Annotated in this window: 21 protein-coding genes; 15 read left to right on the forward strand and 6 right to left on the reverse strand. The window is 69.5% G+C overall.

Translation table 11 applies throughout. The features are described 5' to 3' along the window. Positions 1-67: 67 nt before the first annotated feature. Positions 68-1,033: a hypothetical protein gene (locus ACW4TU_RS34850; RefSeq protein ID WP_457419816.1), complete on the reverse strand. Its 966-nt coding sequence runs from the start codon at positions 1,031-1,033 to the stop codon at positions 68-70. A gap of 314 nt (positions 1,034-1,347) precedes the next feature. On the opposite strand from ACW4TU_RS34850, the gene uvrC reads away from it, so the two are divergent. The 12 genes from uvrC (at position 1,348) to pgi (ending at position 17,058) form a co-directional block, all read left to right on the forward strand. Further along, the gene (gene uvrC / locus ACW4TU_RS34855; protein WP_457419818.1) at positions 1,348-3,441 is read left to right on the forward strand and encodes an excinuclease ABC subunit UvrC; all 2,094 of its coding nucleotides are present in this window, start codon (positions 1,348-1,350) and stop codon (positions 3,439-3,441) included. Next, a complete protein-coding gene (gene rapZ / locus ACW4TU_RS34860) occupies positions 3,438-4,493 on the forward strand; it encodes an RNase adapter RapZ (RefSeq protein WP_457419820.1) in 1,056 nt (351 codons plus the stop codon). Before uvrC ends, rapZ begins: the two co-directional genes overlap by 4 nt. Then, positions 4,490-5,557 carry a gluconeogenesis factor YvcK family protein gene (locus ACW4TU_RS34865; RefSeq protein WP_457419822.1) on the forward strand — a complete coding sequence of 356 codons (1,068 nt, stop codon included), beginning with the start codon at positions 4,490-4,492 and terminating at the stop codon, positions 5,555-5,557. Before rapZ ends, ACW4TU_RS34865 begins: the two co-directional genes overlap by 4 nt. After that, positions 5,548-6,531, forward strand: coding sequence for a DNA-binding protein WhiA (whiA, locus tag ACW4TU_RS34870; RefSeq protein ID WP_318324018.1), 984 nt, complete (start codon positions 5,548-5,550; stop codon positions 6,529-6,531). Before ACW4TU_RS34865 ends, whiA begins: the two co-directional genes overlap by 10 nt. A gap of 168 nt (positions 6,532-6,699) precedes the next feature. After that, positions 6,700-9,651, forward strand: a complete 2,952-nt coding sequence (locus ACW4TU_RS34875) for a M14 family metallopeptidase (RefSeq protein ID WP_457419824.1) — start codon at positions 6,700-6,702, stop codon at positions 9,649-9,651. 224 nt (positions 9,652-9,875) lie between these two features. Continuing rightward, the gene (gap, locus tag ACW4TU_RS34880; RefSeq protein WP_164316235.1) at positions 9,876-10,880 is read left to right on the forward strand and encodes a type I glyceraldehyde-3-phosphate dehydrogenase; all 1,005 of its coding nucleotides are present in this window, start codon (positions 9,876-9,878) and stop codon (positions 10,878-10,880) included. Positions 10,881-11,011: 131 nt separating this feature from the next. Continuing rightward, positions 11,012-12,223 carry a phosphoglycerate kinase gene (locus ACW4TU_RS34885; RefSeq protein ID WP_457419826.1) on the forward strand — a complete coding sequence of 404 codons (1,212 nt, stop codon included), beginning with the start codon at positions 11,012-11,014 and terminating at the stop codon, positions 12,221-12,223. 8 nt (positions 12,224-12,231) lie between these two features. Beyond that, the gene (tpiA, locus tag ACW4TU_RS34890) at positions 12,232-13,008 is read left to right on the forward strand and encodes a triose-phosphate isomerase (protein WP_457419828.1); all 777 of its coding nucleotides are present in this window, start codon (positions 12,232-12,234) and stop codon (positions 13,006-13,008) included. A gap of 122 nt (positions 13,009-13,130) precedes the next feature. Next, positions 13,131-13,367: a preprotein translocase subunit SecG gene (gene secG, locus ACW4TU_RS34895; RefSeq protein WP_079054207.1), complete on the forward strand. Its 237-nt coding sequence runs from the start codon at positions 13,131-13,133 to the stop codon at positions 13,365-13,367. A gap of 291 nt (positions 13,368-13,658) precedes the next feature. After that, the gene (locus tag ACW4TU_RS34900) at positions 13,659-13,946 is read left to right on the forward strand and encodes an RNA polymerase-binding protein RbpA (RefSeq protein ID WP_054243002.1); all 288 of its coding nucleotides are present in this window, start codon (positions 13,659-13,661) and stop codon (positions 13,944-13,946) included. Positions 13,947-14,079: 133 nt separating this feature from the next. Then, complete coding sequence (locus ACW4TU_RS34905) at positions 14,080-15,348, forward strand: MFS transporter (protein ID WP_457430481.1); 1,269 nt, start codon at positions 14,080-14,082, stop codon at positions 15,346-15,348. A gap of 57 nt (positions 15,349-15,405) precedes the next feature. Then, positions 15,406-17,058: a glucose-6-phosphate isomerase gene (gene pgi / locus ACW4TU_RS34910; RefSeq protein WP_457419830.1), complete on the forward strand. Its 1,653-nt coding sequence runs from the start codon at positions 15,406-15,408 to the stop codon at positions 17,056-17,058. Positions 17,059-17,277: 219 nt separating this feature from the next. On the opposite strand, the gene pgl is transcribed toward pgi, so the two are convergent. Genes pgl through tkt form a run of 5 tightly spaced genes read right to left on the reverse strand, consistent with a single transcriptional unit; the run spans position 17,278 to position 23,902 of the window. After that, positions 17,278-18,018 (reverse strand): 6-phosphogluconolactonase, encoded by a 741-nt coding sequence (pgl, locus tag ACW4TU_RS34915; RefSeq protein WP_457430483.1) that lies wholly within the window; start codon positions 18,016-18,018, stop codon positions 17,278-17,280. Positions 18,019-18,059: 41 nt separating this feature from the next. Continuing rightward, entirely contained in the window at positions 18,060-19,136 is a 1,077-nt protein-coding gene (gene opcA / locus ACW4TU_RS34920) for a glucose-6-phosphate dehydrogenase assembly protein OpcA (RefSeq protein WP_457419832.1), read from the reverse strand. Next, a complete protein-coding gene (gene zwf / locus ACW4TU_RS34925; RefSeq protein ID WP_457419834.1) occupies positions 19,133-20,656 on the reverse strand; it encodes a glucose-6-phosphate dehydrogenase in 1,524 nt (507 codons plus the stop codon). Before zwf ends, opcA begins: the two co-directional genes overlap by 4 nt. 4 nt (positions 20,657-20,660) lie before the next feature. After that, complete coding sequence (gene tal / locus ACW4TU_RS34930) at positions 20,661-21,779, reverse strand: transaldolase (RefSeq protein WP_457419836.1); 1,119 nt, start codon at positions 21,777-21,779, stop codon at positions 20,661-20,663. Between the two features lie 35 nt (positions 21,780-21,814). Then, positions 21,815-23,902, reverse strand: coding sequence for a transketolase (tkt, locus tag ACW4TU_RS34935; protein ID WP_457419838.1), 2,088 nt, complete (start codon positions 23,900-23,902; stop codon positions 21,815-21,817). Positions 23,903-24,261: 359 nt separating this feature from the next. Between tkt and ACW4TU_RS34940 the strand changes: the two genes are divergently transcribed. The 3 genes from ACW4TU_RS34940 to ACW4TU_RS34950 all read left to right on the forward strand — a co-directional run bounded on the left by ACW4TU_RS34940 (position 24,262) and on the right by ACW4TU_RS34950 (position 26,923). Beyond that, entirely contained in the window at positions 24,262-25,248 is a 987-nt protein-coding gene (locus ACW4TU_RS34940) for a heme o synthase (RefSeq protein WP_457430484.1), read from the forward strand. 95 nt (positions 25,249-25,343) lie between these two features. Next, complete coding sequence (locus tag ACW4TU_RS34945; protein WP_457419840.1) at positions 25,344-25,700, forward strand: hypothetical protein; 357 nt, start codon at positions 25,344-25,346, stop codon at positions 25,698-25,700. 119 nt (positions 25,701-25,819) lie between these two features. Continuing rightward, the gene (locus ACW4TU_RS34950) at positions 25,820-26,923 is read left to right on the forward strand and encodes an amidohydrolase family protein (RefSeq protein WP_457419842.1); all 1,104 of its coding nucleotides are present in this window, start codon (positions 25,820-25,822) and stop codon (positions 26,921-26,923) included.

A 26,923-nucleotide genomic window follows, 5' to 3' on the forward strand; every position in this document is an offset into this window, starting at 1 on the left:
GGCGGCAACGTATCGCATACGCAGAGGGACGTAAACGCTTGCGCAATCGTTTACGCAAGCGCTTACGTCACTCCCAGTCCCAGCCGATGCCCAGGATCCCCGGTCGCAGCCTCGGTTCGACGAGGTGGACCGAGCGGTGGCGGGCGCTCACCGCCAGGTCCTGGCGGCCACTGCGGGGTGCCGCGGCCGAGTGCTGGGCGAACCGGTGGCAGCGCACCGGCAGGGAACCGTCGTCGAAGCGGACCTGGAGTGCGTACTGGCCGCCCGCCACGCCGAATCCGCGCACGTACTCACGGGAGACGCCCGCGGTGCCGTCCTCCACGGAGTAACGGAAGAGGAACGTATCGCCTGCGCGCAGCCGTGTGTCGAAGAGGAGTTCGGCGACGAGTACCCCGGTGTCGTGGTGCCGGCGTATCCGCCCTGTGCGGCAGTTCTCCAGGGCGTGGACCGACATACGGTCCGGCGCGCAGCCGGGGTCGCCGTGGTGCACGGCGACGAAACGGTCGGTGCCGTCCCGGTGGGCGCGCACGATGTGGTGGGCCTCGCGGGCGAGAAGTTCACGGTGTGTGCCGATCCGAACCCGTTCGTGCAGGCCGAGGGTGTGCAGGCCGCCGTCGAGCGGCAGCGCCTCCAGCTCCGTCAACAGCTGTTCCAGGGCCCCGGAGGCCTCCACCAGGGAGCGGTACGAACGCCCGGCGGGATGCTGCGTGCCGGCGCGTTCGTCGTCCTGGGAGAGCAGCCGGATCAACGACTCGTCCGGTAGCTGGAGGATCTCCTCCAAGGCCCTCACGGCCCGCAGCGACTCGGGGCGCTGCGGGCGGCGGGCGCCCTGCTGCCAGTAACTCAGGCTGGTGACGCCGACCTTGACCCCGTACCGCCACAGATGGTGCTGGACGCGCTGCAGCGGCAGCCCGCGCGCGGTGATCGCGGCCCGCAGGGCCACATGGAAGGGGCCGTTTCGCAGAGCCGTCTCCAGTTCCGCGGCGGCGTCCGCCCCGATGACGTCGTCCGCGTGCGGTGTGCCTTGGCGCATGCAGGGGGCCCTTCTGTGAATGAGCGCGGCGGCTGGTCGGACCGCGCGCGTGGGTCGAACCGTGGCGGCCCGGCGGGCGTACACGGAGTTGTCGTCCTCGTCCCCGTGTCCTTGTGTCCGCACGTGCGTACGCGGCCGTTCACCGCCCCGAGTTCTCCCGCATTGAAGCGTGTTGACCAAGGCGCGACAACACCTGAGGCGCAACACGCGCAACTGCCGAGGCTCCCGCTCTCCCGCTCACCCCTCCCCGGGGACCAGGGGCGTCGGTCCACAGGATCACCGCGCTGTCACACCCCGCCAGTAGGGTGTGAGACATGGCCGACCCCTCCAGCTACCGCCCCAAGCCGGGACAGATCCCGGACTCTCCCGGGGTGTACAGATTCCGCGACGAGCACCGCCGGGTGATCTACGTCGGGAAGGCGAAAAGCCTGCGCCAGCGCCTGGCCAACTACTTCCAGGATCTGGCCGGCCTCCACCCGCGCACCCGCACGATGGTCACCACGGCCGCCTCCGTGGAGTGGACCGTGGTGTCCACGGAGGTCGAGGCGCTCCAGCTGGAGTACTCCTGGATCAAGGAGTACGACCCCCGTTTCAACGTCAAGTACCGCGACGACAAGAGCTACCCGTATCTCGCGGTGACGATGAACGAGGAGTACCCGCGCGTGCAGGTGATGCGCGGTCAGAAACGCAAGGGCGTCCGCTACTTCGGGCCGTACGGGCACGCGTGGGCGATCCGCGACACCGTGGACCTGCTCCTGCGCGTCTTCCCGGTACGCACGTGCTCGGCCGGCGTCTTCAAGAACGCCGCCCGCACCGACCGCCCCTGCCTCCTCGGCTACATCGGCAAGTGCTCGGCGCCCTGCGTCGGGCGGGTCTCGGCCGAGGAACACCGCGACCTGGCCGACGAGTTCAGCGACTTCATGGCCGGCCGCACGGGCACGTACATCCGCCGTCTCGAACAGCGGATGACGGAAGCGGCCGAGGAGATGGAGTACGAGCGGGCGGCCCGGCTCCGCGACGACGTCGAGGCCCTGCGGAAGGCCATGGAGAAGAGCGCGGTCGTGCTCGCCGACGCGACCGACGCCGACCTGATCGCGGTCGCCGAGGACGAGCTGGAAGCGGCCGTGCAGATCTTCCACGTACGCGGTGGGCGGGTGCGCGGCCAGCGGGGCTGGGTGACCGACAAGGTCGAGGAGATCACCACCGGGGCACTGGTCGAGCACGCCCTCCAGCAGCTCTACGGGGAGGAGAAGGGCGACTCCGTGCCCAAGGAAGTCCTCGTCCCCGCGCTGCCCGACCCCGTGGAGCCCGTCCAGGAGTGGCTGGCCGAGCGGCGCGGATCCGGTGTCTCGCTGCGCATCCCGCAGCGCGGCGACAAGAAGGCCCTCATGGAGACCGTGCAGCGCAACGCGCAGCATTCGCTCGTACTGCACAAGACCAGGCGCGCCTCCGACCTGACGACCCGCTCGCGCGCCCTGGAGGAGATCGCCGAGGCCCTCGACCTGGACAGCGCCCCGCTGCGGATCGAGTGCTACGACATCTCCCACCTCCAGGGCGACGACGTGGTGGCCTCGATGGTCGTCTTCGAGGACGGCCTGCAGCGCAAGAGCGAGTACCGCCGCTTCCAGATCAAGGGCTTCGAGGGGCAGGACGACGTCCGGTCCATGCACGAGGTCATCGGCCGTCGCTTCAAGCGCTACATCGCCGAGAAGGAGAAGACCGGGGAGTGGGCGGAGGGCCGGGAACCCGGCCGGGAATCCGGCGAGGAGCTGAAGGACGACGAGGGGCGGCCCAAGCGGTTCGCCTATCCGCCGCAGCTCGTCGTCGTCGACGGCGGGCAGCCGCAGGTCGCCGCAGCCCAGCGGGCGCTGGATGAGCTGGGCATCGACGACATCGCCGTCTGTGGCCTCGCCAAGCGCCTGGAGGAGGTCTGGGTGCCCGGCGAGGACGACCCGGTGATCCTGCCCCGCACCAGTGAGGGCCTGTACCTCCTCCAGCGCGTACGTGACGAGGCCCACCGCTTCGCGATCACCTACCAGCGCGTCAAACGGGCCAAACGGTTCCGGGCGAGCCCGCTGGACGACGTGCCCGGACTCGGCGAAACCCGGAAACAGGCGCTGATCAAGCATTTCGGTTCGGTGAAAAAGCTGCGGTCCGCCACAATCGACCAGATCCGCGAGGTTCCCGGCATAGGCCTCAAGACGGCCGAGACGATCGCCGTGGCCCTCGCACAGGCGGCCCCGGCCGCACCCGCCGTGAACACGGCGACCGGAGAGATCATGGATTACACGGAAGACGTGGAAAGCACGGCGGACACGCAGGACGGGGCACCCGGTACGAGGGCGGATGCCCCGGGGGAGCCCGTAGCCGCGGGCGCCCCGGACGAGCGACGGGGGCAGGAGACATGACCGAGCACGACGAGGCACCGAAGGCCGAGCACACAGCGGATGGCCAGGCGGGTCACAAGGAAGCGGACGATGATCGCTCGCGACACGCCGAGGGTCCGGCACCGGGCGACGCGGCGGGCCAGGAACCACCGGGCCAGGAAGACGGAGAGCAAGTGGGTACGGGCATCGAGACAGCCGGGGTCGCCGAAGTGGCCATCCCCGAGCTGGTGATCATCTCCGGCATGTCCGGAGCCGGCCGTTCGACGGCGGCCAAGTGTCTGGAGGACCTCGGCTGGTTCGTCGTCGACAACCTGCCGCCCGCGCTGATCCCCACCATGGTGGAGCTCGGCGCCCGGTCCCAGGGCAACGTCGCCAGGATCGCGGTCGTCGTCGACGTACGCGGCAGGCGTTTCTTCGACAACCTCCGTGAGTCGCTCGCCGATCTGGCGGTGAAGGGCGTCACCCGGCGGATCGTCTTCCTGGAGTCCTCGGACGACGCCCTGGTGCGCCGTTTCGAGTCGGTGCGCCGGCCGCACCCCCTCCAGGGCGACGGCCGCATCGTCGACGGCATCGACGCCGAGCGCGAACTGCTGCGCGAACTGCGCGGCGACGCCGACCTGGTGATCGACACCTCCAGCCTCAACGTGCACGAACTGCGCGCCAAGATGGACGCCCAGTTCGCCGGCGACGAGGAGCCCGAGCTGCGGGCCACGGTGATGTCCTTCGGCTTCAAGTACGGCCTGCCGGTCGACGCCGACCTGGTCGTGGACATGCGGTTCCTGCCCAACCCGCACTGGGTCCCGGAGCTGCGCCCGTACACCGGCCTCAACGAGGAGGTGTCGGCGTACGTCTTCAACCAGCCCGGGGCCAAGGAGTTCATCGACCGGTACACCGAGCTCCTCCAGCTCATCGCCGCCGGATACCGCCGCGAAGGCAAGCGCTATGTGACGATCGCGGTCGGCTGCACGGGCGGCAAGCACCGTTCGGTCGCCACCTCCGAGAAGCTCGCCGCCCGCCTCGCCTCGCAGGGCGTGGAGACCGTGATCGTGCACCGGGACATGGGACGGGAATGACGGGACGTACACCGCGGCTGAGCAGGCTGCGCCGGGTGACCCCCGAGGGCCGCTCGGGCCGGTCCGTCGAGGCCCGCGGCGCCAAGCCGCGCCGCCGGGGAGCCCAGCCCAAGGTCGTCGCCCTGGGCGGCGGCATGGGCCTGTCCGCCTCGCTCGCCGCACTGCGCCGGATCACCGGCGACCTGACCGCCGTCGTCACCGTGGCCGACGACGGTGGCTCCAGCGGGCGTCTGCGCGACGAGCTGGGCGTTCTGCCACCCGGCGACCTGCGCAAGGCCCTGGCCGCCCTGTGCGGCGACGACGAATGGGGCCAGACCTGGGCGCGCGTCATCCAGCACCGCTTCCAGTCCAAGGGCGACCTGCACGAACACGCGGTCGGCAACCTGCTGATCGTCGCCCTGTGGGAGCAGCTCGGCGACCATGTCCAGGCACTCGACCTGGTCGGCAGGCTCCTGGGCGCGCACGGCCGTGTCCTGCCGATGTCCGCCGTACCCCTGGAACTGCAGGCCCTGGTCAAGGGCCACGACCCGGAGCGGCCCGACGACGTCGACACCGTACGGGGACAGGCGACCGTCGCGTTGACGCCCGGCGAGGTGCAGAGCGTGCATCTCGTGCCGCACGACCCGCCCGCCGTCCCGGAAGCCGTCGCGGCGGTCCTGGACGCCGACTGGGTGGTCCTCGGGCCGGGCTCCTGGTTCTCCTCCGTGATCCCGCACCTCCTGGTGCCCGAACTGCTCGACGCGCTCACCGAGACGAAGGCCCGCCGGGTACTCTCGCTGAACCTCGCGCCGCAACCCGGAGAAACCGATGGCTTCTCCCCGCAGCGTCATTTGGAGGTTTTGGGACGACACGCCCCTAAACTCGCCCTGGACGTGGTGCTGGCCGACGAGGCAGCCGTGCCCGATCGCGACTTGCTGACCGATGCCGCCAAACGGTTCGGTGCCGCGGTCGAGCTGGCGCCGGTGGCCCGGACCGACGGATCTCCTCGGCACGATACGGAGCTGTTGGCCGCCGCGTACGACCGTATTTTTCGGATGCATGGAAGGATCGGCCCATGGCGATGACGGCAGCGGTGAAGGACGAGATCTCCCGGCTCCCCGTCACCCGTACCTGCTGCAGGAAGGCGGAGGTCTCTGCCGTTCTGCGGTTCGCCGGCGGCCTCCACCTGGTGAGCGGACGCATCGTGATCGAGGCGGAGCTGGACACCGCGATGGCGGCCCGTCGGCTCAAGCGGGACATTCTTGAGATTTTCGGCCACAGCTCGGAACTGATCGTGATGGCGCCCGGCGGACTTCGCCGCGGCTCCCGTTACGTGGTCCGGGTGGTCGCGGGCGGCGACCAGCTGGCCCGCCAGACAGGGCTCGTGGACGGCCGTGGACGGCCGATCAGAGGGCTGCCCCCGCAGGTGGTCTCCGGGGCGACCTGTGACGCGGAGGCGGCCTGGAGAGGCGCCTTCCTGGCCCACGGCTCGCTCACCGAGCCGGGACGTTCCTCGTCCCTGGAGGTGACCTGCCCGGGCCCCGAGGCCGCCCTCGCCCTTGTCGGCGCGGCCCGGCGCCTCTCGATCGCGGCCAAGGCCCGCGAGGTGCGAGGCGTCGACCGGGTCGTCGTCCGGGACGGGGACGCGATCGGCGCCCTCCTCACCCGGCTCGGCGCACACGAGTCCGTGCTGGCCTGGGAGGAGCGGCGGATGCGCCGCGAGGTCCGTGCCACCGCGAACCGACTCGCCAACTTCGACGACGCCAACCTGCGCCGTTCCGCGCGCGCCGCGGTCGCCGCCGGAGCCAGGGTCCAGCGCGCGCTGGAGATCCTGGCGGACGAGGTCCCCGAGCACCTCGCGGCGGCCGGCCGGCTGCGTATGGACCACAAGCAGGCCTCCCTGGAGGAGCTGGGCGCCCTGGCCGACCCGCCGCTGACCAAGGACGCGGTCGCGGGCCGGATCCGCCGGCTGCTCGCCATGGCCGACAAGCGGGCCCAGGACCTCGGCATCCCGGGGACGGAGTCCAACCTCACCGAAGAGATGGCCGACGCGGGCTGACGGAGCGTCACCGCAGGCCGAACGACTCGCAACACGCCGGTGCCGGTGCCCACTTCGGGTGCCGGTATCGGCGTTTGGCAGTTGTTGGTGCCCCCTTGACTGGATCATGAACTGTCATGAGCCTGGCATCTGGTCCGCCACTGCGGCGGACCATCGCTAGGGGGGTACATGAGACGCAGAGCGAGAACGATCCTCGCCGCCGGCGCACTCCTGCTGGGCGGCGCGGGACTCGCACCCGTCGCCGTGGCCGCGGAGGACGCCGGTACGCCCGGCGCCGACGAGGTCAAGGTCTTCCGGGCCGAGGTCACGAAGGCGCAGATACCCCTGCTCCTCGCGGCGGGCCAGGACGGTCACGAACTCGGGGAGCAGGCGCCGGAGAAGGGCACGGCCACGGTCGAGGTCTACCTCACCGACAAGCAGGCCGACCAGCTGGAGGACAAGGGAGTCCGCCTCGAGGAGCACACGCTCACCGCGAAGGCACGCGCACGCGTGGCCGCCGCCGGCGACGGTGTCTACCGGCCGTACAGCGGGGCCGGGAACCTCAAGGAGGAGATCCTCCGGACCGCGCAGGAGAACCCGGCCCTGACCAAGGTCGTCTCCATCGGCAAGACCCTTCAGGGGCAGGACATCCTCGCGCTCAAACTGACCAAGGGCGCGAAGAAGGGCAAGGACGGCGCCAAGCCGTCCGTCCTGTACATGTCCAACCAGCACGCGCGTGAATGGATCACGCCGGAGATGACCCGGCGTCTGATGCACTACTACTTGGACAACTACTCCAAGGACCGGCGCATCAAGAAGATCGTCGACTCGACCGAACTGTGGTTCGTCCTGTCCGCGAACCCCGACGGCTACGACTTCACCCACCGCGCCGACGGCGAGCGCCAGTGGCGCAAGAACATGCGGGACGTCAACGGCGACGGCGCCATCACCATCGGCGACGGCGTCGACCTCAACCGCAACTTCGCCTACAAGTGGGGCTACGACAACGAGGGTTCGTCGCCGTTCCCCACCAGTGAGACCTACCGTGGCCCGGGCCCGGGCTCGGAGCCCGAGACCAAGGCCCTGGACGCCTTCGAGAAGCGCGTCGGCTTCAAGTACGGCATCAACTACCACTCGGCCGCCGAACTCCTCCTCTACGGGGTCGGCTGGCAGGTGGCTTCGCCGAGCCCCGACGACGTCCTCTACAAGTCGCTCGCCGGTACACCGGAGAACTCCGCGATCCCCGGCTACCACCCCCAGCTCTCCTCCGAGCTGTACACCACCAACGGCGAGGCGGACGGCCACGCGGCCAACGTCAACGGCACGGCGATGTTCACCCCGGAGATGTCGACCTGCCAGACCGCGTCGAACCTCTACCCGGACGACGCCTGGAACGCGGCGGACTGCGCCTCGGTCTTCACCTTCCCGGACGACGAGAAGCTGATCCAGCAGGAGTTCGCCAAGAACATCCCGTTCGCCCTGTCCGTCGCCGAGTCCGCGGCCAGGCCCGACCAGCCGAAGTCCTCGGTCGGCATCGACGCCCCGGACTTCACCCCGGCACCCTTCACCACCTCGTACTCGCGCGGCGCCGACCAGGAGGTCTCGGTCGTCGTCCGCAGGTCCGTACGCGACAAGGAGCTCAAGTACCGCGTCAACGGCGGCCGTACGCAGCACAGGGCGCTCAAGGCGTGGAAGGGCGGCGAGACCTTCGGCGGTGACGACAACCTGTACTTCGACGAGTACCGCGCCAAGGTCGCCGACGGTGACCCGGGCGACAGGGTCGAGGTCTGGTTCACCGGCGAGACGAAGGCCAAAAAGCCCACCAGGAGCACACGGTTCACGTACACGGTCGCCGAACGGCCGCGCGCCGACACGCTCGTCGTCGCCGAGGAGGGCGCGACCGCCACACAGACGCAGACCTACGTCGACGCGCTGAAGGCCAACGGCAGGAAGCCGCTCGTCTGGGACGTCGCCGCCCTGGGCGCACCCGACGCGCTGGGTGTGCTCGGCCACTTCAGGACGGTCGTCCACTACACCGGCGCCGTACGGCCGGGCAACGCCACCCAGCTCGAACTGCGCGCCTACCTCAACGAGGGCGGCAAGCTGGTCGAGGCCGGCGAGAGCGCGGGAGGCTCCGTCGACCTAGGCGGGGGCACCCTGTCGAACGACTTCAGCCAGTACTACCTGGGCGCCTACTCCCGTACGACCACACCGTCGGCCAAAGCCTTCAACGGCTCCGGGAAGCTCACCGGTTTCACGGGCGCGCTCGGTGACGCGCCGGGCAACCCGCTGAACGCGGCCGGCTCCTTCAGCGTCACCTCGGACACCCTGCCCGCGGCGACGTACCCGCAGTTCGCCGGCGCGGGCGCGGGCGGATATCCCGGCACCGTCAACCCGTACGGCCCGTACGCGGGGTCCTCCATGGCGGCCGTCAGGCACACCGACTACGCCTGGAACCGGCTCACCCGCACCATCGACCTCACCGGGGTGAGCGCGGCGGCCGCGCCGACCTTCCGTACCCAGCTCCTGTGGGACACGGAGGAGGGCTACGACCACGCCGTACTCGAAGCCCACACGGCCGGGGCCGACGACTGGACCACGCTCCCTGAGAAGGGCGGCGCCACCAGTACCGCCGTACCCACCGAGTGCGAGGCCGGGTTCTTCATCCAGGGCCACCCCGCACTCACCCGCTATCTGACCCTCGGGTCGGGCGCCTGCACGCCCACCGGGACCAGCGGCTCCTGGAACAGCTTCACCGGGGCCTCCGCGGGCTGGCAGGAAGTCAACTTCGACCTCTCGGCCTACGCGGGCAAAACGGTGGAGATCTCGCTCAGCTACATCACCGACCCCGGCTCCGGCGGTCGCGGCGTCCTCGCCGACAACGCCACCGTCGTGACCGGCGGCACGGCCGGCGCGGTCGAGGGCTTCGAGACGTCCCTGGGCGCCTGGAGCACCCCCGGACCGCCCGCGGGCAGCCCCGCTGTCATCAGCGACTGGGGACGCTCGGGCGAGCTGTTCAAGACGTACGGAGCGGTCACCACCGATGACACCGTGCTGCTGGGCTTCGGCCTGGAGCACGTCACCACGGCGGCCGACCGGAAGGCACTCCTCGGCAAGGCACTGGCCGCGCTGAAGGGCTGATCAGCCCCCGTTCATCGGGTGGTCGCGCCGATTCCGACCGGGTCGTCGCGGTGCGAAACCTGGGCGGTCCGTACCCCTACTGGCGGGTACGGGCCGCCCTGCCGTGTATGGGGCATCTCGATGTCACCACCCGGGCCTCAGAGAGGTAGGGTCGTAGGCGGTCGGGGACATCCCATACAACTCGCCGGCACGAAAGCCGGCGTACCTAACGAGGAGATCGGTTCGTGACGATCCGCGTAGGCATCAACGGCTTTGGCCGCATCGGTCGTAACTACTTCCGCGCGCTGCTGGAGCAGGGTGCTGACATCGAGATCGTGGCTGTCAACGACCTGGGTGACACCGCGACCACAGCTCATCTTCTGAAGTACGACACGATCCTGGGTCGTCTCAAGGCTGAGGTGACGCACACCGCCGACACGATCACGGTCGACGGTCACACCATCAAGGTGCTCTCCGAGCGCGACCCGGCCGACATCCCCTGGGGTGAGCTGGGCGTCGACATCGTCATCGAGTCGACCGGCATCTTCACCAAGAAGGCCGACGCCGCGAAGCACATCGCCGGCGGCGCCAAGAAGGTCCTCATCTCGGCTCCGGCCTCGGACGAGGACATCACGATCGTCCTCGGCGTCAACGAGGACAAGTACGACGCGGCGAACCACCACATCATCTCCAACGCCTCCTGCACCACCAACTGTGTGGCGCCGATGGCCAAGGTTCTCCTGGAGAACTTCGGCGTCGTCTCGGGCCTGATGACCACGGTCCACGCCTACACCAGCGACCAGCGTCTCCAGGACTTCCCGCACAAGGACCTGCGCCGCGCCCGCGCCGCCGCCGAGAACATCATCCCGGCGAGCACCGGTGCGGCCAAGGCCCTCGGCGTGGTCATCCCGGAGCTGGCGGGCAAGCTCAACGGCATGGCGATGCGGGTGCCGGTCCCGACGGGATCCGTCACCGACCTGGTCGTCGAGACGGAGCGCGTGGTGACCAAGGAAGAGGTCAACGCCGCGTTCCAGAAGGCCGCCCAGGGCGAGCTGAAGGGCTACCTGACCTACACCGAGGACCAGATCGTCTCCTCGGACATCGTCAGCGACCCGTCGTCCTGCACCTTCGACTCCTCCCTGACCATGGTGCAGGGCAACAGCGTGAAGATCATCGGCTGGTACGACAACGAGTGGGGCTACTCCAACCGCCTCGTCGACCTCACGGTCTTCGTCGGCAACCAGCTCTGAGTCCCAGGGCAGGCACTTCGATGTGAGCACAGGGCTCGGGCGACGCAACGCGGCGTTGCCCGGGCCCTGTCGCACGTACTGATCGATCCGGCCCCTCCCGGACCAGAGAGCCCTCCTTAGGAGTCCCCTTCATGAAGACGATCGACGAACTCCTCGCTGAAGGAGTCGACGGCAAGCGGGTCTTCGTCCGCGCCGACCTGAACGTGCCGCTGGCCGACGGCGTCATCACCGACGACGGACGCATCCGGGCCGTCCTGCCCACCGTCAAGGCCCTCGCGGACGCCGGCGCCAAGGTCGTCGTCGCCTCCCACCTGGGCCGCCCCAAGGGCGCCCCGGACCCTGTCTTCTCCCTGCTGCCCGCCGCCGAGCGCCTCGGTGAGCTGCTGGACGCCCCCGTGGCCTTTGCCCAGGACACCGTCGGCCCCGCCGCCCACGACGCCGTGAACGGCCTCAAGGCCGGCCAGGTCGCGGTGCTCGAGAACCTGCGCTTCAACGCCGGTGAGACCTCGAAGGACGACACCGAACGCGGCGAGTTCGCCGATCAGCTAGCCGCCCTCGCCGATGTCTACGTGGGTGACGGCTTCGGCGCCGTGCACCGCGGACACGCCTCGGTCCTCGACCTGCCGGCCCGGCTGCCGCACTACGCCGGATACCTCATCGCCACCGAGGTCGGCGTCCTCAAGAAGCTCACCGAGGACGTCAAGCGGCCGTACGTCGTCGTGCTGGGCGGCGCCAAGGTCTCCGACAAGCTCGCCGTCATCGACCAGCTGCTCGGCAAGGCCGACCGCATCCTCGTCGGCGGCGGCATGGTGTTCACCTTCCTCAAGGCCAAGGGGTACGAGATCGGTGCCTCCCTCGTTCAGGAGGACCAGCTCCCGGTCGTCAACGAGTACATCGAGCGCGCGGAGAAGAACGGCGTCGAGCTGATCCTCCCCGTCGACGTGCTGGTCGGCTCCGCGTTCCCGGACCTGAAGACCAAGGCTCCCGCGAACCCCACCACCGTCGCCGCGGACGCGATGCCCGCCGACCGGATGGGCCTGGACATCGGTCCGGAGTCCAGCACGCTGTACGCCTCGAAGCTCGCCGACGCCGCCACCGTCTTCTGGAACGGCCCCATGGGCGTCTTCGAACACCCCGACTACGCCGAGGGCACCAAGGCGGTCGCCCAGGCCCTCCTCGACTCCCCGGCCTTCACGGTCGTCGGCGGCGGAGACTCCGCCGCCGCCGTGCGCATCCTGGGCTTCGACGAGAACGCATTCGGCCACATCTCGACCGGCGGCGGCGCCTCCCTCGAATACCTCGAGGGCAAGACGCTCCCCGGTCTCGCCGCACTGGAAGGCTGACCCCGCACATGACCACTCGTACGCCGCTGATGGCGGGCAACTGGAAGATGAACCTCAACCACCTCGAGGCCATCGCCCACGTCCAGAAGCTCGCCTTCGCCCTCGCGGACAAGGACTACGACGCCTGTGAGGTCGCGGTCCTGCCGCCCTTCACCGACCTGCGTTCGGTCCAGACCCTGGTCGACGGCGACAAGCTCAAGATCAAGTACGGCGCCCAGGACATCTCCGCGCACGACACGGGCGCCTACACGGGTGAGATCTCCGGCCCGATGCTGGCCAAGCTCAAGTGCACCTACGTGGCGATCGGTCACTCGGAGCGCCGCCAGTACCACAACGAGACCGACGAGCTCGTCAACGCCAAGGTGAAGGCCGCCTACAAGCACGGCCTCACCCCGATCCTGTGCGTCGGCGAGGAGCTGGAGGTCCGCGAGGCGGGCAACCACGTCTCCCACACGCTCGCGCAGGTCGAGGGCGGCCTCAAGGACCTCCCGGCCGAGCAGGCCGAGACCGTCGTGATCGCGTACGAACCCGTCTGGGCCATCGGCACCGGCAAGGTCTGCGGCTCCGACGACGCCCAGGAGGTCTGCGGGGCGATCCGCGCGAAGCTCGCCGAGCTCTACTCCCAGGACGTGGCCGACGCCGTACGCATTCAGTACGGCGGTTCGGTGAAGTCCGGGAACGTCGCCGAGATCATGGCGAAGCCCGACATCGACGGCGCACTGGTCGGCGGGGCCGCGCTGGACGCCGAAGAGTTCGTCAAGATCGTTCGGTTCCGCGACCAGTGAGTATGCGCTAGCGGAGATCCGTCGTACCCTGGCGGGGCCGAAACCACTATTTGGTGCGCCTGGCGTTCCGAATGAAGTTCCGGCCCCGTCGTCCATCAGAATCCGAGGAAGTTGGTCCAGCCGTGGTTTTGGGGTTCTCGATCGCCCTGATCGTCTTCAGCCTGCTGCTGATGCTGCTCGTGCTGATGCACAAGGGGAAGGGCGGCGGCCTCTCCGACATGTTCGGTGGCGGCATGCAGTCGTCCGTCGGCGGCTCCTCGGTCGCCGAGCGCAACCTCGACCGCATCACCGTGGTGCTCGGTCTGCTGTGGTTCGCGTGCATTGTGGTGCTCGGCATCCTGATGAAGGTGAACAACTGATCAGCGGCTGACACCGGTCGTCAAATATCGTTACGACAGCACATTACGCACGCACATTCCGCACGTAAGGCCCCATGTTCGGTACGCCCCGCCAAGGGCGGCCTATCATGGGGCTTGCGTCTTGGTGCAGGGCCTGTAACTCCAAGCACTGGACGCGCGTTGGGCCTTACGTAGACTGAGGCGCTCGCAACGAAGCGAAACGTCGACTCGCTTCGCGGCACCATTACGCAGGGAGTTACGACCGTGGCAAGTGGCAACGCGATCCGAGGAAGCCGGGTCGGGGCGGGGCCGATGGGCGAGGCCGAGCGTGGCGAGTCCGCGCCACGGCTGCGCATCTCCTTCTGGTGCTCCAACGGACACGAGACGGTGCCCAGCTTCGCCAGCGACGCGCAGGTTCCCGAAACCTGGGACTGCCCGCGCTGCGGCTTTCCGGCCGGACAGGACCGGGACAACCCACCGGCCCCGCCGCGAACCGAGCCGTACAAGACGCATCTGGCGTATGTACGGGAGCGACGCAGCGATGCGGACGGCGAGGCGATCCTCGCCGAGGCGCTCGCCAAACTCCGGGGCGAGATCTAGAAGTTGACGGCCGGTCAGACACCGAGAGGTGCCTGGCCGGAGCCGTTTGACGGGGCGTCACCCACCCGCTCCCCGACCGATTGTCAGTGGTGCCCTCTACGGTTTGTGAATCGGCGAACCGCGAGGGGGAATGGTGACGACGGTCGAGTTGGCGGGAGCGCGTGTGCCGGCGTGGCGCGGGGGTTTCGGGCGGTTGTGGAGTGCCGCCGTACTCTCCAGCTTCGGCGACTCGCTGCGCACGGCCGCGCTGCCCCTGCTCGCCGCGACACTCACCGACAAACCCCTGCTCATCGCCTCCGTGACGGCCTGCGGCTATCTGCCCTGGCTCGTCTTCGGCCTGCTCGGCGGGGCCGTCGCGGACCGGGTCGACCAGCGGCGCGCCATGTGGACGGTGGACGCGGTACGAGGACTGCTGGTCGCCTGCTTCGCCGTGGCCGTCGGCCTCGGGCATGCCTCGATCGGCCTGCTCATCGCACTCGCCTTCGCGCTGACAACCCTTCAGACCCTCTTCGACAACGCCTCTACGGCCCTGCTGCCGACCCTGGTCGACAAGGAGTCGCTCGGTGGCGCGAACACCCGCCTGATGACCGGTCAGCGCATCGCGGGCGGTCTGCTGGCCGGTCCGGTGGTGCCGGTACTGATCGCGCTGGGCGCGGCCGTCCCCTTCGCGGCCGATGCCGTCACCTTCCTGGTCGGAGCGGCGCTGGTCGCCTCGCTGCGGCCCGACGTGTCCGCGCGGGCGCCGAGACCGGCGGGCAGCACCCTGCGCGCGGAGATCACGGCCGGTCTGCGCGCCCTGTGGCACGACGGGCCGCTGCGTGGCCTGTGCGCGGCCACGGCACTGTGCAACGTGGGCATGGGCGCGCTGATCGCCACCCTCGTCCTGCTGGTCACCGACTGGCTGGACGCGGGCAACGGGGGGTACGCGGCGGCGATGACCGCGTACGCGGTCGGCAGCCTCGCCGGCGGCGCGCTGAACGGCTGGCTCGTCGGCCGGTTCGGGCGGATACGGGCCGTGCTGCTCGCCGGAACGGTGCAGATCGGCGCGCTGGTCGTCATGGGCTCGGTGCGCGGCCTGGCCGCACTGGTGGCCGCCATGGCGGTGTTCGGTCTCATGGGGATGGTGTGGAACGTCAACACCACGACCCTGATGCAGAGCCGCAGCCCCGCCGAAATGCTGGGCCGGGTCAGCTCGGCCTTTCGCACGCTCGCGGTCGCCGGAGCACCCCTGGGCGCGCTGCTGGGGGGAGCCGTCGCGACGGCGTGGGGACTCAACACGCCGGCGCTGCTGGCCGCCGCCTTCTTCGTTCTGTCGGTCACCGCGCTGATACCGGCGCTTCGGTCGGACGTATCTGTTGTCGGACCGGACGACGGTACGACGACAGCTCGACCAACCCGCTGATCAATTAGGTTGGGACCGGCAGCGGGGGCCCAGGCAGGAAAGAGGCGGAAGTCCGAGATGAACGCAGACAGCCGTAGCAGGCTCAACCAGACGCCCGAGTGGACGGCCCTCGCCAAGCATCGTGAGGAGCTGGCGGACACCCATCTGCGGGACCTGTTCGCGACCGACCCCGGCCGCGGTGCCGGGTACACGCTCCAGGTCGGTGATCTGCACATCGACTACTCCAAGCACCTCGTCACCGACGAGACGATGCGGCTGCTGCGCGAGCTGGCCGCCACGACGGATGTGTTCGGGCTGCGGGACGCCATGTTCCGGGGGGACCGGATCAACATCACCGAGGACCGGGCGGTGCTGCACACCGCGCTGCGGGCGCCGCGTGACGCGGTGATCGAGGTCGACGGTGAGAACGTCGTGCCGGCCGTGCACGCGGTCCTGGACCGGATGGCCGGGTTCGCGGACCGGGTGCGCTCGGGCGAGTGGACCGGTCACACGGGCAGGCGTATCAAGAACGTCGTCAACATCGGCATCGGCGGCTCGGACCTCGGTCCGGCGATGGCGTACGACGCCCTGCGGGCCTTCACCGCGCGGGAGTTGACGTTCCGGTTCGTGTCGAACGTCGACGGCGCCGATCTGCACGAGGCGGTCCGCGACCTGGACCCGGCGGAGACGCTGTTCATCGTCGCGTCGAAGACGTTCACCACCATCGAGACCATCACGAACGCCACCTCGGCCCGTTCCTGGCTGCTCGCGGGTCTGGGCGGTGCGGAGGAGGCGGTCGCCAGGCACTTCGTGGCGCTGTCGACGAACGGTGGGAAGGTCGCCGATTTCGGGATCGACACGGCGAACATGTTCGAGTTCTGGGACTGGGTCGGCGGGCGGTACTCGTACGACTCGGCGATCGGGCTGTCGCTGATGATCGCGATCGGTCCGGACCGGTTCCGGGAGATGCTGGACGGGTTCGGGCTGGTCGACGAGCACTTCCGGACGGCTCCGGCGGAGGGCAATGTGCCGCTGCTGCTGGGGCTGTTGGGCATCTGGTACGGCAACTTCTTCGGCGCGCAGACGCATGCCGTGCTGCCCTACAGCCACTACCTCTCCAAGTTCACGGCATACCTGCAGCAGCTGGACATGGAGTCCAACGGCAAGTCCGTCGGGCGTGACGGGTTGCCGGTGGAGTGGGAGACGGGGCCGGTGGTGTGGGGGACGCCCGGGACGAACGGGCAGCACGCCTACTACCAGTTGATCCACCAGGGGACGAAGGTGATCCCGGCGGACTTCATCGGGTTCGCCGAGCCGGTGGGAGAGCTGAGTGACGAACTCAAGGGCCAGCATGACCTGTTGATGGCCAACTTCTTCGCGCAGACCCAGGCGCTGGCGTTCGGGAAGACACCGGACGAGGTGCGGGCGGAGGGGGTGCCGGAGGAGCTGGTGGCGCACAAGACGTTCCTCGGTAACCATCCGACGACGACTGTGCTGGCGCGGGAGTTGACTCCGTCGGTGCTGGGGCAGTTGATCGCGCTGTATGAGCACAAGGTGTTCGTGCAGGGGGCGGTGTGGAACATCGACTCGTTCGACCAGTGGGGGGTTGAGCTGGGGAAGGTGCTGGCGAAGCGGGTTGAGCCGGCGCTGACCGAGGGGGTGGAGGTGGCGGGGCTGGATGCGTCCACGGTGGCGTTGGTCGGCCGGTATCGGGAGCTGCGGGGGAGGTAGGAGGTTTTCTCGCCCCCGCCGCCCCTACCCGTCCCGTTCCTGGGGGCTGCGCCCCCAGACCCCCCTTCGGCCCTGAAGGGGCCTTGTCCTCAATCGCCGGACGGGCTGAACATCCAGCCCCTCCGGCGTTTGAGGAGCGGGGTCTGGGGCGGAGCCCCAGAAGGACGGGACGGGTAGGGGCGGCGGGGGCGAGATGGCTCGGTCCCGCCGCCCTAACCGTCAGGGTGAGGACGGGGGGTACAGCGTCCTTGGGAGCTGGGATGCCGCTGGGGCGTCCAGCAGCCACAGGGTGCGTTGCCTGCCGTAGGCGCCTGCAGCCGGGGCCTGGATCTCGCCCGCGCCCGACAGGGCTATGGCCGCCGCCCCCGCCTTGTCCTCGCCCGCCGCCAGCAGCCACACCTCGCGGGCCGCGCGGATCGCCGGGAGGGTGAGGGTGACCCGGGTCGGCGGCGGCTTCGGGGCGCCGTGGACGCCCACCACCGTGCGCTCCGTCTCCCGTACCGCGGGCAGCTCCGGGAACAGTGACGCCACATGTGTGTCCGGGCCCACGCCCAGCATCAGGACGTCGAACGTGGGCACGGGGCCGTGGGATTCGGGGCCCGCCGCCTTCGCCAGTTCCGCCGCGTACGCCTCGGCCGCCGCGTCCACGTCGGAGCCGTACGGGCCGTCCGACGCGGGCATGGCGTGGACGCGGGCCGGGTCCAGCGACACCGCGTCCAGCAGCGCCTCCTTCGCCTGGGTGACGTTGCGGTCCGGGTCACCCTCGGGCAGGAAGCGTTCGTCGCCCCACCACAGGTCGAGCCGGGCCCAGTCGATCGCGTCCCGGGCGGGCGCGGAGGCCAGCGCGGCCAACAGGCCGTTGCCGTTGCGACCGCCCGTGAGCACCACCGACGCCGAGCCCCGCGAGGCCTGCGCGTCCACGATCTTCGTGATCAGGCGGGCAGCCGCGGCCTGGGCCATCAGCTCCTTGTCACGATGGACGACGAGCTGCGGTGCCGTACTCACTTCGTGGACACCTTCTTCACCGGTGGCATCAGAGCCGGAGTCGCCCTGTCCGCGTCCTCCGCCACGGGGGCCTTCCTCGCCGGTTCCAGTGCCAGTGCCGACGCCGGCGCAGGCGCTGGTGTGGGTGCCTGCGGTTCGGGGGCGGTCGAAGAGGCCAGCCGCTCCACGCCGTACCGCAGCGCCGACGCGTATGTGTCGTCCGGGTCCAAGCGCCGCAGCTCCTCCGCCATCAGCTCGGCGGTCTCACGGCGCTTGAGCGCCACCGCGCGGTCGGGCTGGCCCTGGATGGAGAGGGTCGCCAGGGAGCCGTCGGCGCGGTCGAGGGTGATGGGGCCCGTGCTCGTCCTCATCCGGACCGCCGTCAGGCCGGGGCCCGAGGAAAGGGAGCGCTTCACCGGGACGTCCAGGCGGTCCGCGAGCCACATCGCCAGCAGCTCGCAGCTCGGGTTGAACTCCTCGCCCTCCACCTCGACCGCGTCCACCTCGCAGGTGACCTGGTCCAGGGCGGCGGCCAGCATCGAGCGCCACGGGGTGATACGGGTCCAGGAGAGGTCCGTGTCACCCGGCGTGTAGGCGTCCGCGCGCGCCGCCAGTTCCCGTACCGGCTGCTCGGCCGCGTACGTGTCCGTCACCCTGCGCTGCGCCAGAGCGCCCAGCGGGTCCTTCGCCGGGTCCAGCGGGGCGTTCACCGGCCACCAGACGACCACCGGGGCGTCCGGCAGCAGCAGGGGCAGCACCACCGAGTCGGCGTGGTCGACGACCTCGCCGTACAGCCGCAGGACGACCGTCTCGCCGCTGCCCGCGTCCGCGCCCACCCTGACCTCGGCGTCGAGACGGGACGTCGTACGGTCGCGGGGGGAGCGGGAGACCCGCTTGACGACGACCAGGGTGCGCGAGGGGTGTTCGAGCGAGGCGTCGTTCGCCGCCTTCAGGGCGTCGTACGCGTTCTCCTCGTCGGTGACGATGACGAGGGTGAGGACCATGCCGACGGCCGGTGTGCCTATGGCCCGGCGGCCCTGCACCAGCGCCTTGTTGACCTTGCTGGCCGTGGTGTCCGTGAGGTCTATTTTCATGGGCGCCGCCAGCTCCGTCCGTCTCGTTCGAGCATTTCGTCCGCCTCGACGGGGCCCCATGTGCCCGAGGGGTACTGCGCGGGCTTGCCGTGCTGGTCCCAGTACTGCTCGATCGGGTCGAGGATCCGCCAGGACAGCTCGACCTCCTCGGTGCGCGGGAAGAGGTTGGAGTCGCCGAGCAGGACGTCCAGGATCAGACGCTCGTACGCCTCCGGGCTCGACTCCGTGAACGACTCGCCGTACGCGAAGTCCATGGACACGTCCCGGATCTCCATCGAGGTGCCGGGCACCTTGGAGCCGAAGCGGACCGTGATGCCCTCGTCGGGCTGGACGCGGATGACGATCGCGTTCTGGCCCAGTTCCTCCGTCGCCGTGTGGTCGAAGGGGGAGTGCGGTGCCCGCTGGAAGACGACCGCGATCTCCGTGACGCGACGGCCCAGGCGCTTGCCGGTGCGCAGGTAGAAGGGGACGCCCGCCCAGCGGCGGTTGTCGACCTCGACCTTGATCGCCGCGTAGGTGTCGGTCTTCGACTTGGGGTCGATACCGTCTTCCTGGAGGTAGCCGATGGCCTTCTCGCCACCCTGCCAGCCCGCCGCGTACTGCCCGCGGACCGTGTCCTTGCCCAGGTCCTGCGGCAGCTTGACCGCGCCGAGGACCTTGGTCTTCTCGGCGGCCAGCGCGTCCGCGTCGAAGGAGGCGGGCTCCTCCATGGCCGTCAGGGCCATCAGCTGCAGAAGGTGGTTCTGGATGACGTCACGGGCCGCGCCGATGCCGTCGTAGTAGCCGGCCCGGCCGCCGATGCCGATGTCCTCGGCCATCGTGATCTGGATGTGGTCCACGAAGGACCGGTTCCAGATCGGCTCGAACATCTGGTTGGCGAAGCGGAGCGCCAGAATGTTCTGGACGGTCTCCTTGCCGAGGTAGTGGTCGATCCGGAAGACCTGGTCCGGGGCGAAGACCTCCTCGACGGTCGAGTTGAGCTCCTCGGCCGACTTCAGGTCGTGGCCGAAGGGCTTCTCGATGACCGCGCGCCGCCAGGAGCCGTTGTCCTGGTCCGCAAGGCCGTGCTTCTTCAGCTGCCTGATGACCACCGGGAAGGCGGACGGCGGCACGGAGAGGTAGAAGGCGAAGTTGCCGCCCGTCCCCTGGGCCTTGTCCAGCTCGTCGATCGTCGAGCGCAGCCGCTCGAAGGACTCGTCGTCGTCGAAGGTGCCCTGGACGAAGCGCATCCCCTGGATGAGCTGCTGCCAGACCTCCTCACGGAACGGCGTACGGGCGTGCTCCTTGACGGCGTCGTGGACCTCCGCCGCGAAGTCCTCGTTCGCCCACTCGCGCCGGGCGAAGCCGACGAGGGAGAAGCCTGGTGGCAGCAACCCGCGGTTGGCGAGGTCGTACACGGCAGGCATCAGCTTCTTGCGTGACAGGTCGCCGGTGACCCCGAAGATGACCAGGCCCGACGGCCCCGCGATACGCGGGAGCCGTCGGTCTGCGGGGTCACGCAGCGGGTTGCTGCTTGACAAGGTTTCAGCCCTCCGAGGGGGCGAGGCGCGTCAGTTCCGCCTCGGTCGACTTGAGCAGGTCGGTCCAGGACGCCTCGAACTTCTCGACGCCCTCGTCCTCCAGGAGCTGGACCACTTCGTCGTACGAGATCCCGAGCTTCTCGACCGCGTCGATCTCGGCGCGGGCCTGCTCGTACGTACCGGCGATGGTGTTGCCGGTGATCTGCCCGTGGTCCTCGGTGGCGAACAGGGTCGCCTCCGGCATGGTGTTCACCGTGTTCGGCGCGACCAGGTCGTCGACGTACAGGGTGTCCTTGTACGCGGGGTCCTTGACGCCGGTCGAGGCCCACAGCGGACGCTGCTTGTTGGCCCGCGCCTTGTCGAGGGCCGTCCAGCGGTCGGACGAGAAGATCTCCTCGTACGCCTGGTAGGCGAGCCGCGCGTTGGCCAGACCGGCCTTGCCGCGGGCGGCCTTGGCCTCGTCGGTGCCCAGCGCGTCGAGCCGCTTGTCGATCTCGGTGTCCACGCGGGACACGAAGAAGGATGCCACGGAGTGGATCTTCGACAGGTCCAGGCCGCGCTCCTTGGCCTTCTCCAGGCCGGACAGGTAGGCGTCCATGACCTTGCGGTAGCGCTCCAGGGAGAAGATCAGCGTGACGTTGACGCTGATCCCGAGGCCGATGACCTCGGTGATCGCCGGGAGACCCGCCTCGGTGGCCGGGATCTTGATCAGGGTGTTCGGACGGTCCACCAGCCAGGCGAGCTGCTTGGCCTCGGCGACGGTCGAGAGGGTGTTGTGGGCGAGCCGGGGGTCGACCTCGATCGACACCCGGCCGTCCTGGCCCTGCGTCGCGTCGAAGACCGGACGCAGGATGTCGGCGGCGTCACGGACGTCCGCCGTCGTGATCATGCGGATCGCCTCTTCGACGGTGACCCCGCGGGCCGCGAGCTCGGTGACCTGCGGCTCGTAGCCGTCACCGCTGCTGATGGCCTTCTGGAAGATCGACGGGTTGGTCGTGACGCCCACGACGTGCTGCTGGTCGATCAGTTCGGCGAGGTTGCCGGACGTGATCCGCTGGCGCGACAGGTCGTCCAGCCAGATCGCGACGCCTTCCTCGGAGAGGCGCTTGAGTGCGTCTGTCATGGAAAATGCATCTCCTACATGTCGGTATGTCAGCGTCAGCGCTGGGCTGCGGCGATCGATTCCCTGGCGACGGATGCGACGTTCTCGGCAGTGAAGCCGAACTCCTGGAAGAGGACCTTGCCGTCGGCCGACGCGCCGAAGTGCTCCAGGGAAACGATGCGACCCGCGTCCCCGACGTACTTGTGCCAGGTGAGACCGATACCGGCCTCGACCGCGACCCGCGCCTTGACGGACGGGAGCAGAACGCTCTCCCGGTACCCCTGGTCCTGCTCCTCGAACCACTCCACGGACGGCATCGACACGACCCGCGTCGGCACACCCTCCGCCTGGAGCAGTTCACGGGCACCGACGGCCACGTGGACCTCGGAACCGGTCGCGATGAGGATGACCTCGGGAGTGCCGCCCTCGGCCTCGAACAGCACGTAGCCGCCCTTGGCCGTGTCCTCGTTGGCCTCGTACGTCGGCACGCCCTGGCGGGTCAGCGCGAGGCCGTGCGGGGCGCCCTTGCCGAAGACCTTCGTCCAGCGCCTGAGGATCTCGCGCCAGGCGATGGCCGTCTCGTTGGCGTCGGCCGGGCGGACGACGTTCAGGCCCGGGATGGCGCGCAGCGACGCGATGTGCTCGACCGGCTGGTGCGTCGGGCCGTCCTCGCCGAGGCCGATGGAGTCGTGCGTCCACACGTACGTCACCGGCACGTGCATCAGCGCGGACAGGCGTACCGCGTTGCGCATGTAGTCGGAGAAGACGAGGAAGGTCCCGCCGTAGATACGGGTGTTGCCGTGCAGCGCGATGCCGTTCATCTCGGCGGCCATCGAGTGCTCGCGGATGCCGAAGTGGATCGTGCGGCCGTAAGGGTCCGCCTCCGGCAGCGGGTTGTCCGCCGGGAGGAAGGAGGACGTCTTGTCGATGGTCGTGTTGTTCGAGCCGGCCAGGTCGGCCGAGCCGCCCCACAGCTCCGGGATGACCGCACCCAGCGCCTGCAGTACCTTGCCGGACGCGGCACGCGTCGCGACGCTCTTGCCCGCCTCGAAGACCGGGAGCTTCTCCTCCCAGCCCTTGGGCAGCTCACCCGCGGCGATACGGTCGAACTCGGCGGCGCGCTCCGCGTTGTTGTTGCGCCATTCCTGGAACGACTTCTCCCACTCGGCCTTGGCCTGACGGCCGCGCTCCACCGCCTCGCGGGTGTGGTTGAGAACGGCGTCCGAAACCTCGAACGACTGCTCGGGGTCGAAGCCGAGGACGCGCTTGGTGGCCGCCACCTCGTCGTCGCCGAGCGCCGAGCCGTGCGCGGCCTCGGTGTTCTGGGCGTTCGGGGCGGGCCAGGCGATGATCGAGCGCATCGCGATGAACGACGGCTTGTCCGTCACCTTCTTGGCGGCCTGCACGGCGTTGTAGATGGCGTGCGGGTCGAGGTCGCCGTCCGGCTTCGGGGCGATCCGCTGCACATGCCAGCCGTACGCCTCGTACCGCTTGGCGACGTCCTCGGAGACGGCCGTCTCGGTGTCGCCCTCGATCGAGATGTGGTTGTCGTCCCACAGCAGCACCAGGTTGCCGAGCTTCTGGTGGCCGGCCAGCGAGGACGCCTCCCCGGAGATGCCCTCCTGGAGGCAGCCGTCACCGGCGATCGCGAAGATGAAGTGGTCGAACGGGGACTCCCCTTCGGGTGCCTCCGGGTCGAACAGACCGCGCTCGTAGCGGGCGGCCATGGCCATGCCCACGGCGTTGGCGACACCCTGGCCGAGCGGACCGGTCGTCGTCTCGACGCCCGTAGTGTGCCCGTACTCGGGGTGACCGGGGGTCTTGGAACCCCACGTCCGGAACGCCTTCAGGTCGTCCAGTTCCAGGCCGAAACCGGCCAGGTACAGCTGGGTGTAGAGGGTCAGGGACGAGTGGCCGGCGGACAGGACGAAACGGTCGCGCCCGACCCAGTCGGCGTCCGCCGGGTCGTGCCGCATCACCTTCTGGAAGAGGGTGTACGCGGCGGGGGCCAGGCTCATCGCCGTACCGGGATGGCCGTTGCCGACCTTCTGTACGGCATCGGCGGCCAGGACGCGGGCGGTGTCGACGGCCCGCTGGTCCAGCTCGGTCCACTCGAGGTCTGTGGTGGTCGGCTTGGTGCTCACCCTGGGTCAGGGCTCCTCTCCACATGTCTAATGCCGGCGTCCTCGGTGTCCACCGGCTGCCGGGGGCTGACACCCTCGGCCTTTGTCGAGCCTACCCTCGTAAGAACGTGCAGTATTTCGAGTCATTCCAGACTGCCGGGACCGCTTCGCATCCGCCTCCCGACCTCTGCCGGACTGCAATACGAAGCGGGCCGTCGGAGTGCTCAATCGAGCCACGTCATGCCCATCACAAAGCACCCCTCAACACGACCCCACCCCCGCGAAGAACGGGGTCTGGGCAACGTCTACAGTGGCGTGGTAAGCGCGAGCCTTTACCGGGACTTCACAGCCGGGGGCTTGTTGGAATGTCTCTGTCAGGGGTGTGCGTGACGGCCGTTGAATCCCGTCCAGCGGGTGGGGGCACCTCCCGCGCCCTTCAGGCTGTGGGGGAGACCGGGACGAGCCAGAGCCCGAGCCGGCGGCCGTTCGGGGCCCGGGTCATGGCGTTCGTCGCTCTCACAAAGCCGCGGATCATCGAGCTGCTGCTCATCACCACCGTTCCGGTGATGTTCCTGGCGGAGCAGGGTGTACCGGACCTGGGACTGGTCCTCCTCACCTGCCTCGGCGGCTATCTCTCCGCGGGCGGCGCCAACGCGTTCAACATGTACATCGACCGTGACATCGACGCGCTCATGGACCGCACCTCGCAGCGTCCGCTGGTCACCGGCATGGTCAGCCCGCGCGAGTGTCTGGCCTTCGGTATCACGCTCGCCGTCGCCTCCACCCTCCTCTTCGGCCTCACGGTCAACTGGCTGTCGGCCTGGCTGGCGCTGGGCGCGCTCCTCTTCTACGTGGTCGTTTACACGATGATCCTCAAGCGGCGCACGTCGCAGAACATCGTGTGGGGCGGCATCGCGGGCTGCATGCCGGTCCTCATCGGCTGGTCCGCCGTCACGGACTCGCTCTCCTGGGCGCCGCTCATCCTCTTCCTGGTCATGTTCTTCTGGACCCCGCCGCACTACTGGCCGCTGTCCATGAAGGTGCGGGACGACTACGCGCGCGTGGGCGTGCCGATGCTTCCGGTCATCGCCTCCAACAAGACGGTCGCCCGGCAGATCGTGGCGTACAGCTGGGCGATGGTCTTCGTCTCGCTGCTGCTCACCCCGCTCGGCTACACCGGCTGGTTCTACACGTCGGTCGCGCTGGCGGCGGGTGGCTGGTGGCTGTGGGAGGCGCACGGGCTGCAGAACCGGGCGAAGTCGGAGGTGGCGGGCGGCAAGCTCAAGGAGATGCGTCTGTTCCACTGGTCGATCACCTATGTGTCGCTGCTGTTCGTGGCGGTCGCCGTGGACCCGTTCCTCCGGTAGGCGACTCTTCGTACGTCCTTACGGGCGGGGTACGTGGTCAAGGCCACGCACCCCGCCCGTCGCCGTTCGATCTACCCGTCGGTAGCATCCTGGTCATGGCAGACACGCAGCAGGTTGACGACACCGCCGACGCCAAGCAGGCCGCCAAGGCGGAGCGCGGGGCGGCCAAGCTCGCCAAGCAGATCGACGGCTTCGCCAAGCGGCACGGTGGTGCCGAGGGGCAGGTGGCGTACATCGGGGAGCGCGGCGCCAGGATCGTGCTCGTCGGCGAGGACGGCGGCTGGGGTGACCTTGTGGCCCCCACGTACGCGATCGCCCAGCAGGCCGTCGAGAAGGCCGGCATCACCGTCCACGAGGGCTTCGACGGCGAGTTCGCGGCAAAGGTGACCACCGGGCCGTACGAGTGGACGCGCATGGCGGGGATCCAGGTGGGCGGGCCGGGCAACCCGTGAGGTGCGGGGAGTGGCCGGTCGGTGTCGGTCGTTCCCACGGGGTGTGCGCGAGCAACACCTGACAGTCGGTTCACCCGTTAGGACCTTAGGAACACACGGTCCAGTCACGGGGAGCCCGGATGATCGAAACGCCGTCCCTCGTGGACCAGTACTGCCACGGCGTCCTGCGAACAGAGCTGGGCCTCGGCACCTTCGAGGCCCAGCTCGCGCGTACCGAGGGGCCGCCCGCCGCCGGTACCACCCTGTTCGACACCCAGACCGGGTTCGCCGTACGCCGCTGGTGCCCCCCGCTGCTCGGCCTGGAACCGCACGCCTCCCCCGCCCGTTATCTCGCCCGGCGCCGTGAACTCGGCGTACTGGAATCGGGCCGGCGGCTGCTGCGGGGGAGCGGAATCACGACATATCTGGTGGACGCCGGGCTGCCCGGCGACCTCACCGGGCCCGGTGAGATGGCCGCCGCCGGGGCCGCCGACGCCCATGAGATCGTCCGGCTCGAACTCCTCGCCGAACAGGTGGCCGACACCTCCGGCACCGTCGAGTCCTTCCTCGCCAACCTCGCCGAGTCGGTGCACGGCGCGGCGACGAGCGCCGTCGCCTTCACCTCCGTGGCGGGCGTACGGCACGGACTGGCGCTCGCGCCCGATCCGCCGGGGCCGGGGGAGGTCCGGGGCGCGGCGGGCCGCTGGCTGGCCGGGCGCCGGGTCGGCGGCGCGCTCAGCGACCCGGTGCTGCTGCGCCACCTGCTGTGGATCGCGGTCGCCTCGGGCCTGCCGCTCCAGCTGCACGCCGGACTGGGCGAACCGGGCTTACGCATCGACCGCACCGACCCGGTCCTGCTCACGGACTTCGTCCGCGCGACGGCCGGGCTGGGCACGGACCTGGTACTGCTGCACGGATACCCGTACCACCGCCACGCGGCCCACCTCGCCGGCGTCTTCCCGCATGTGTACGCCGACCTGGGCGCCGCCCTGATTCGTACCGGCGCCCGGGCCGCCGCCGTTCTCGCCGAGATCCTCGAACTCGCCCCCTTCGGAAAGATCATTTTCTCCAGCGGCGCCCACGGCCTGCCCGAACTCCATGTGGTGGGCGCCCGCCTCTTCCGCGAGGCCCTCGGCCAGGTGCTCGGCGGCTGGGTCGCCGAGGGGGCGTGGTCGCTGGGGGACGCGCAACGGGTGGCGGGAATGATCGCGGCGGGCAACGCGCGGCGCGTGTACGGGCTGTAG

The organism is Streptomyces kryoterrae, assembly GCF_054072135.1.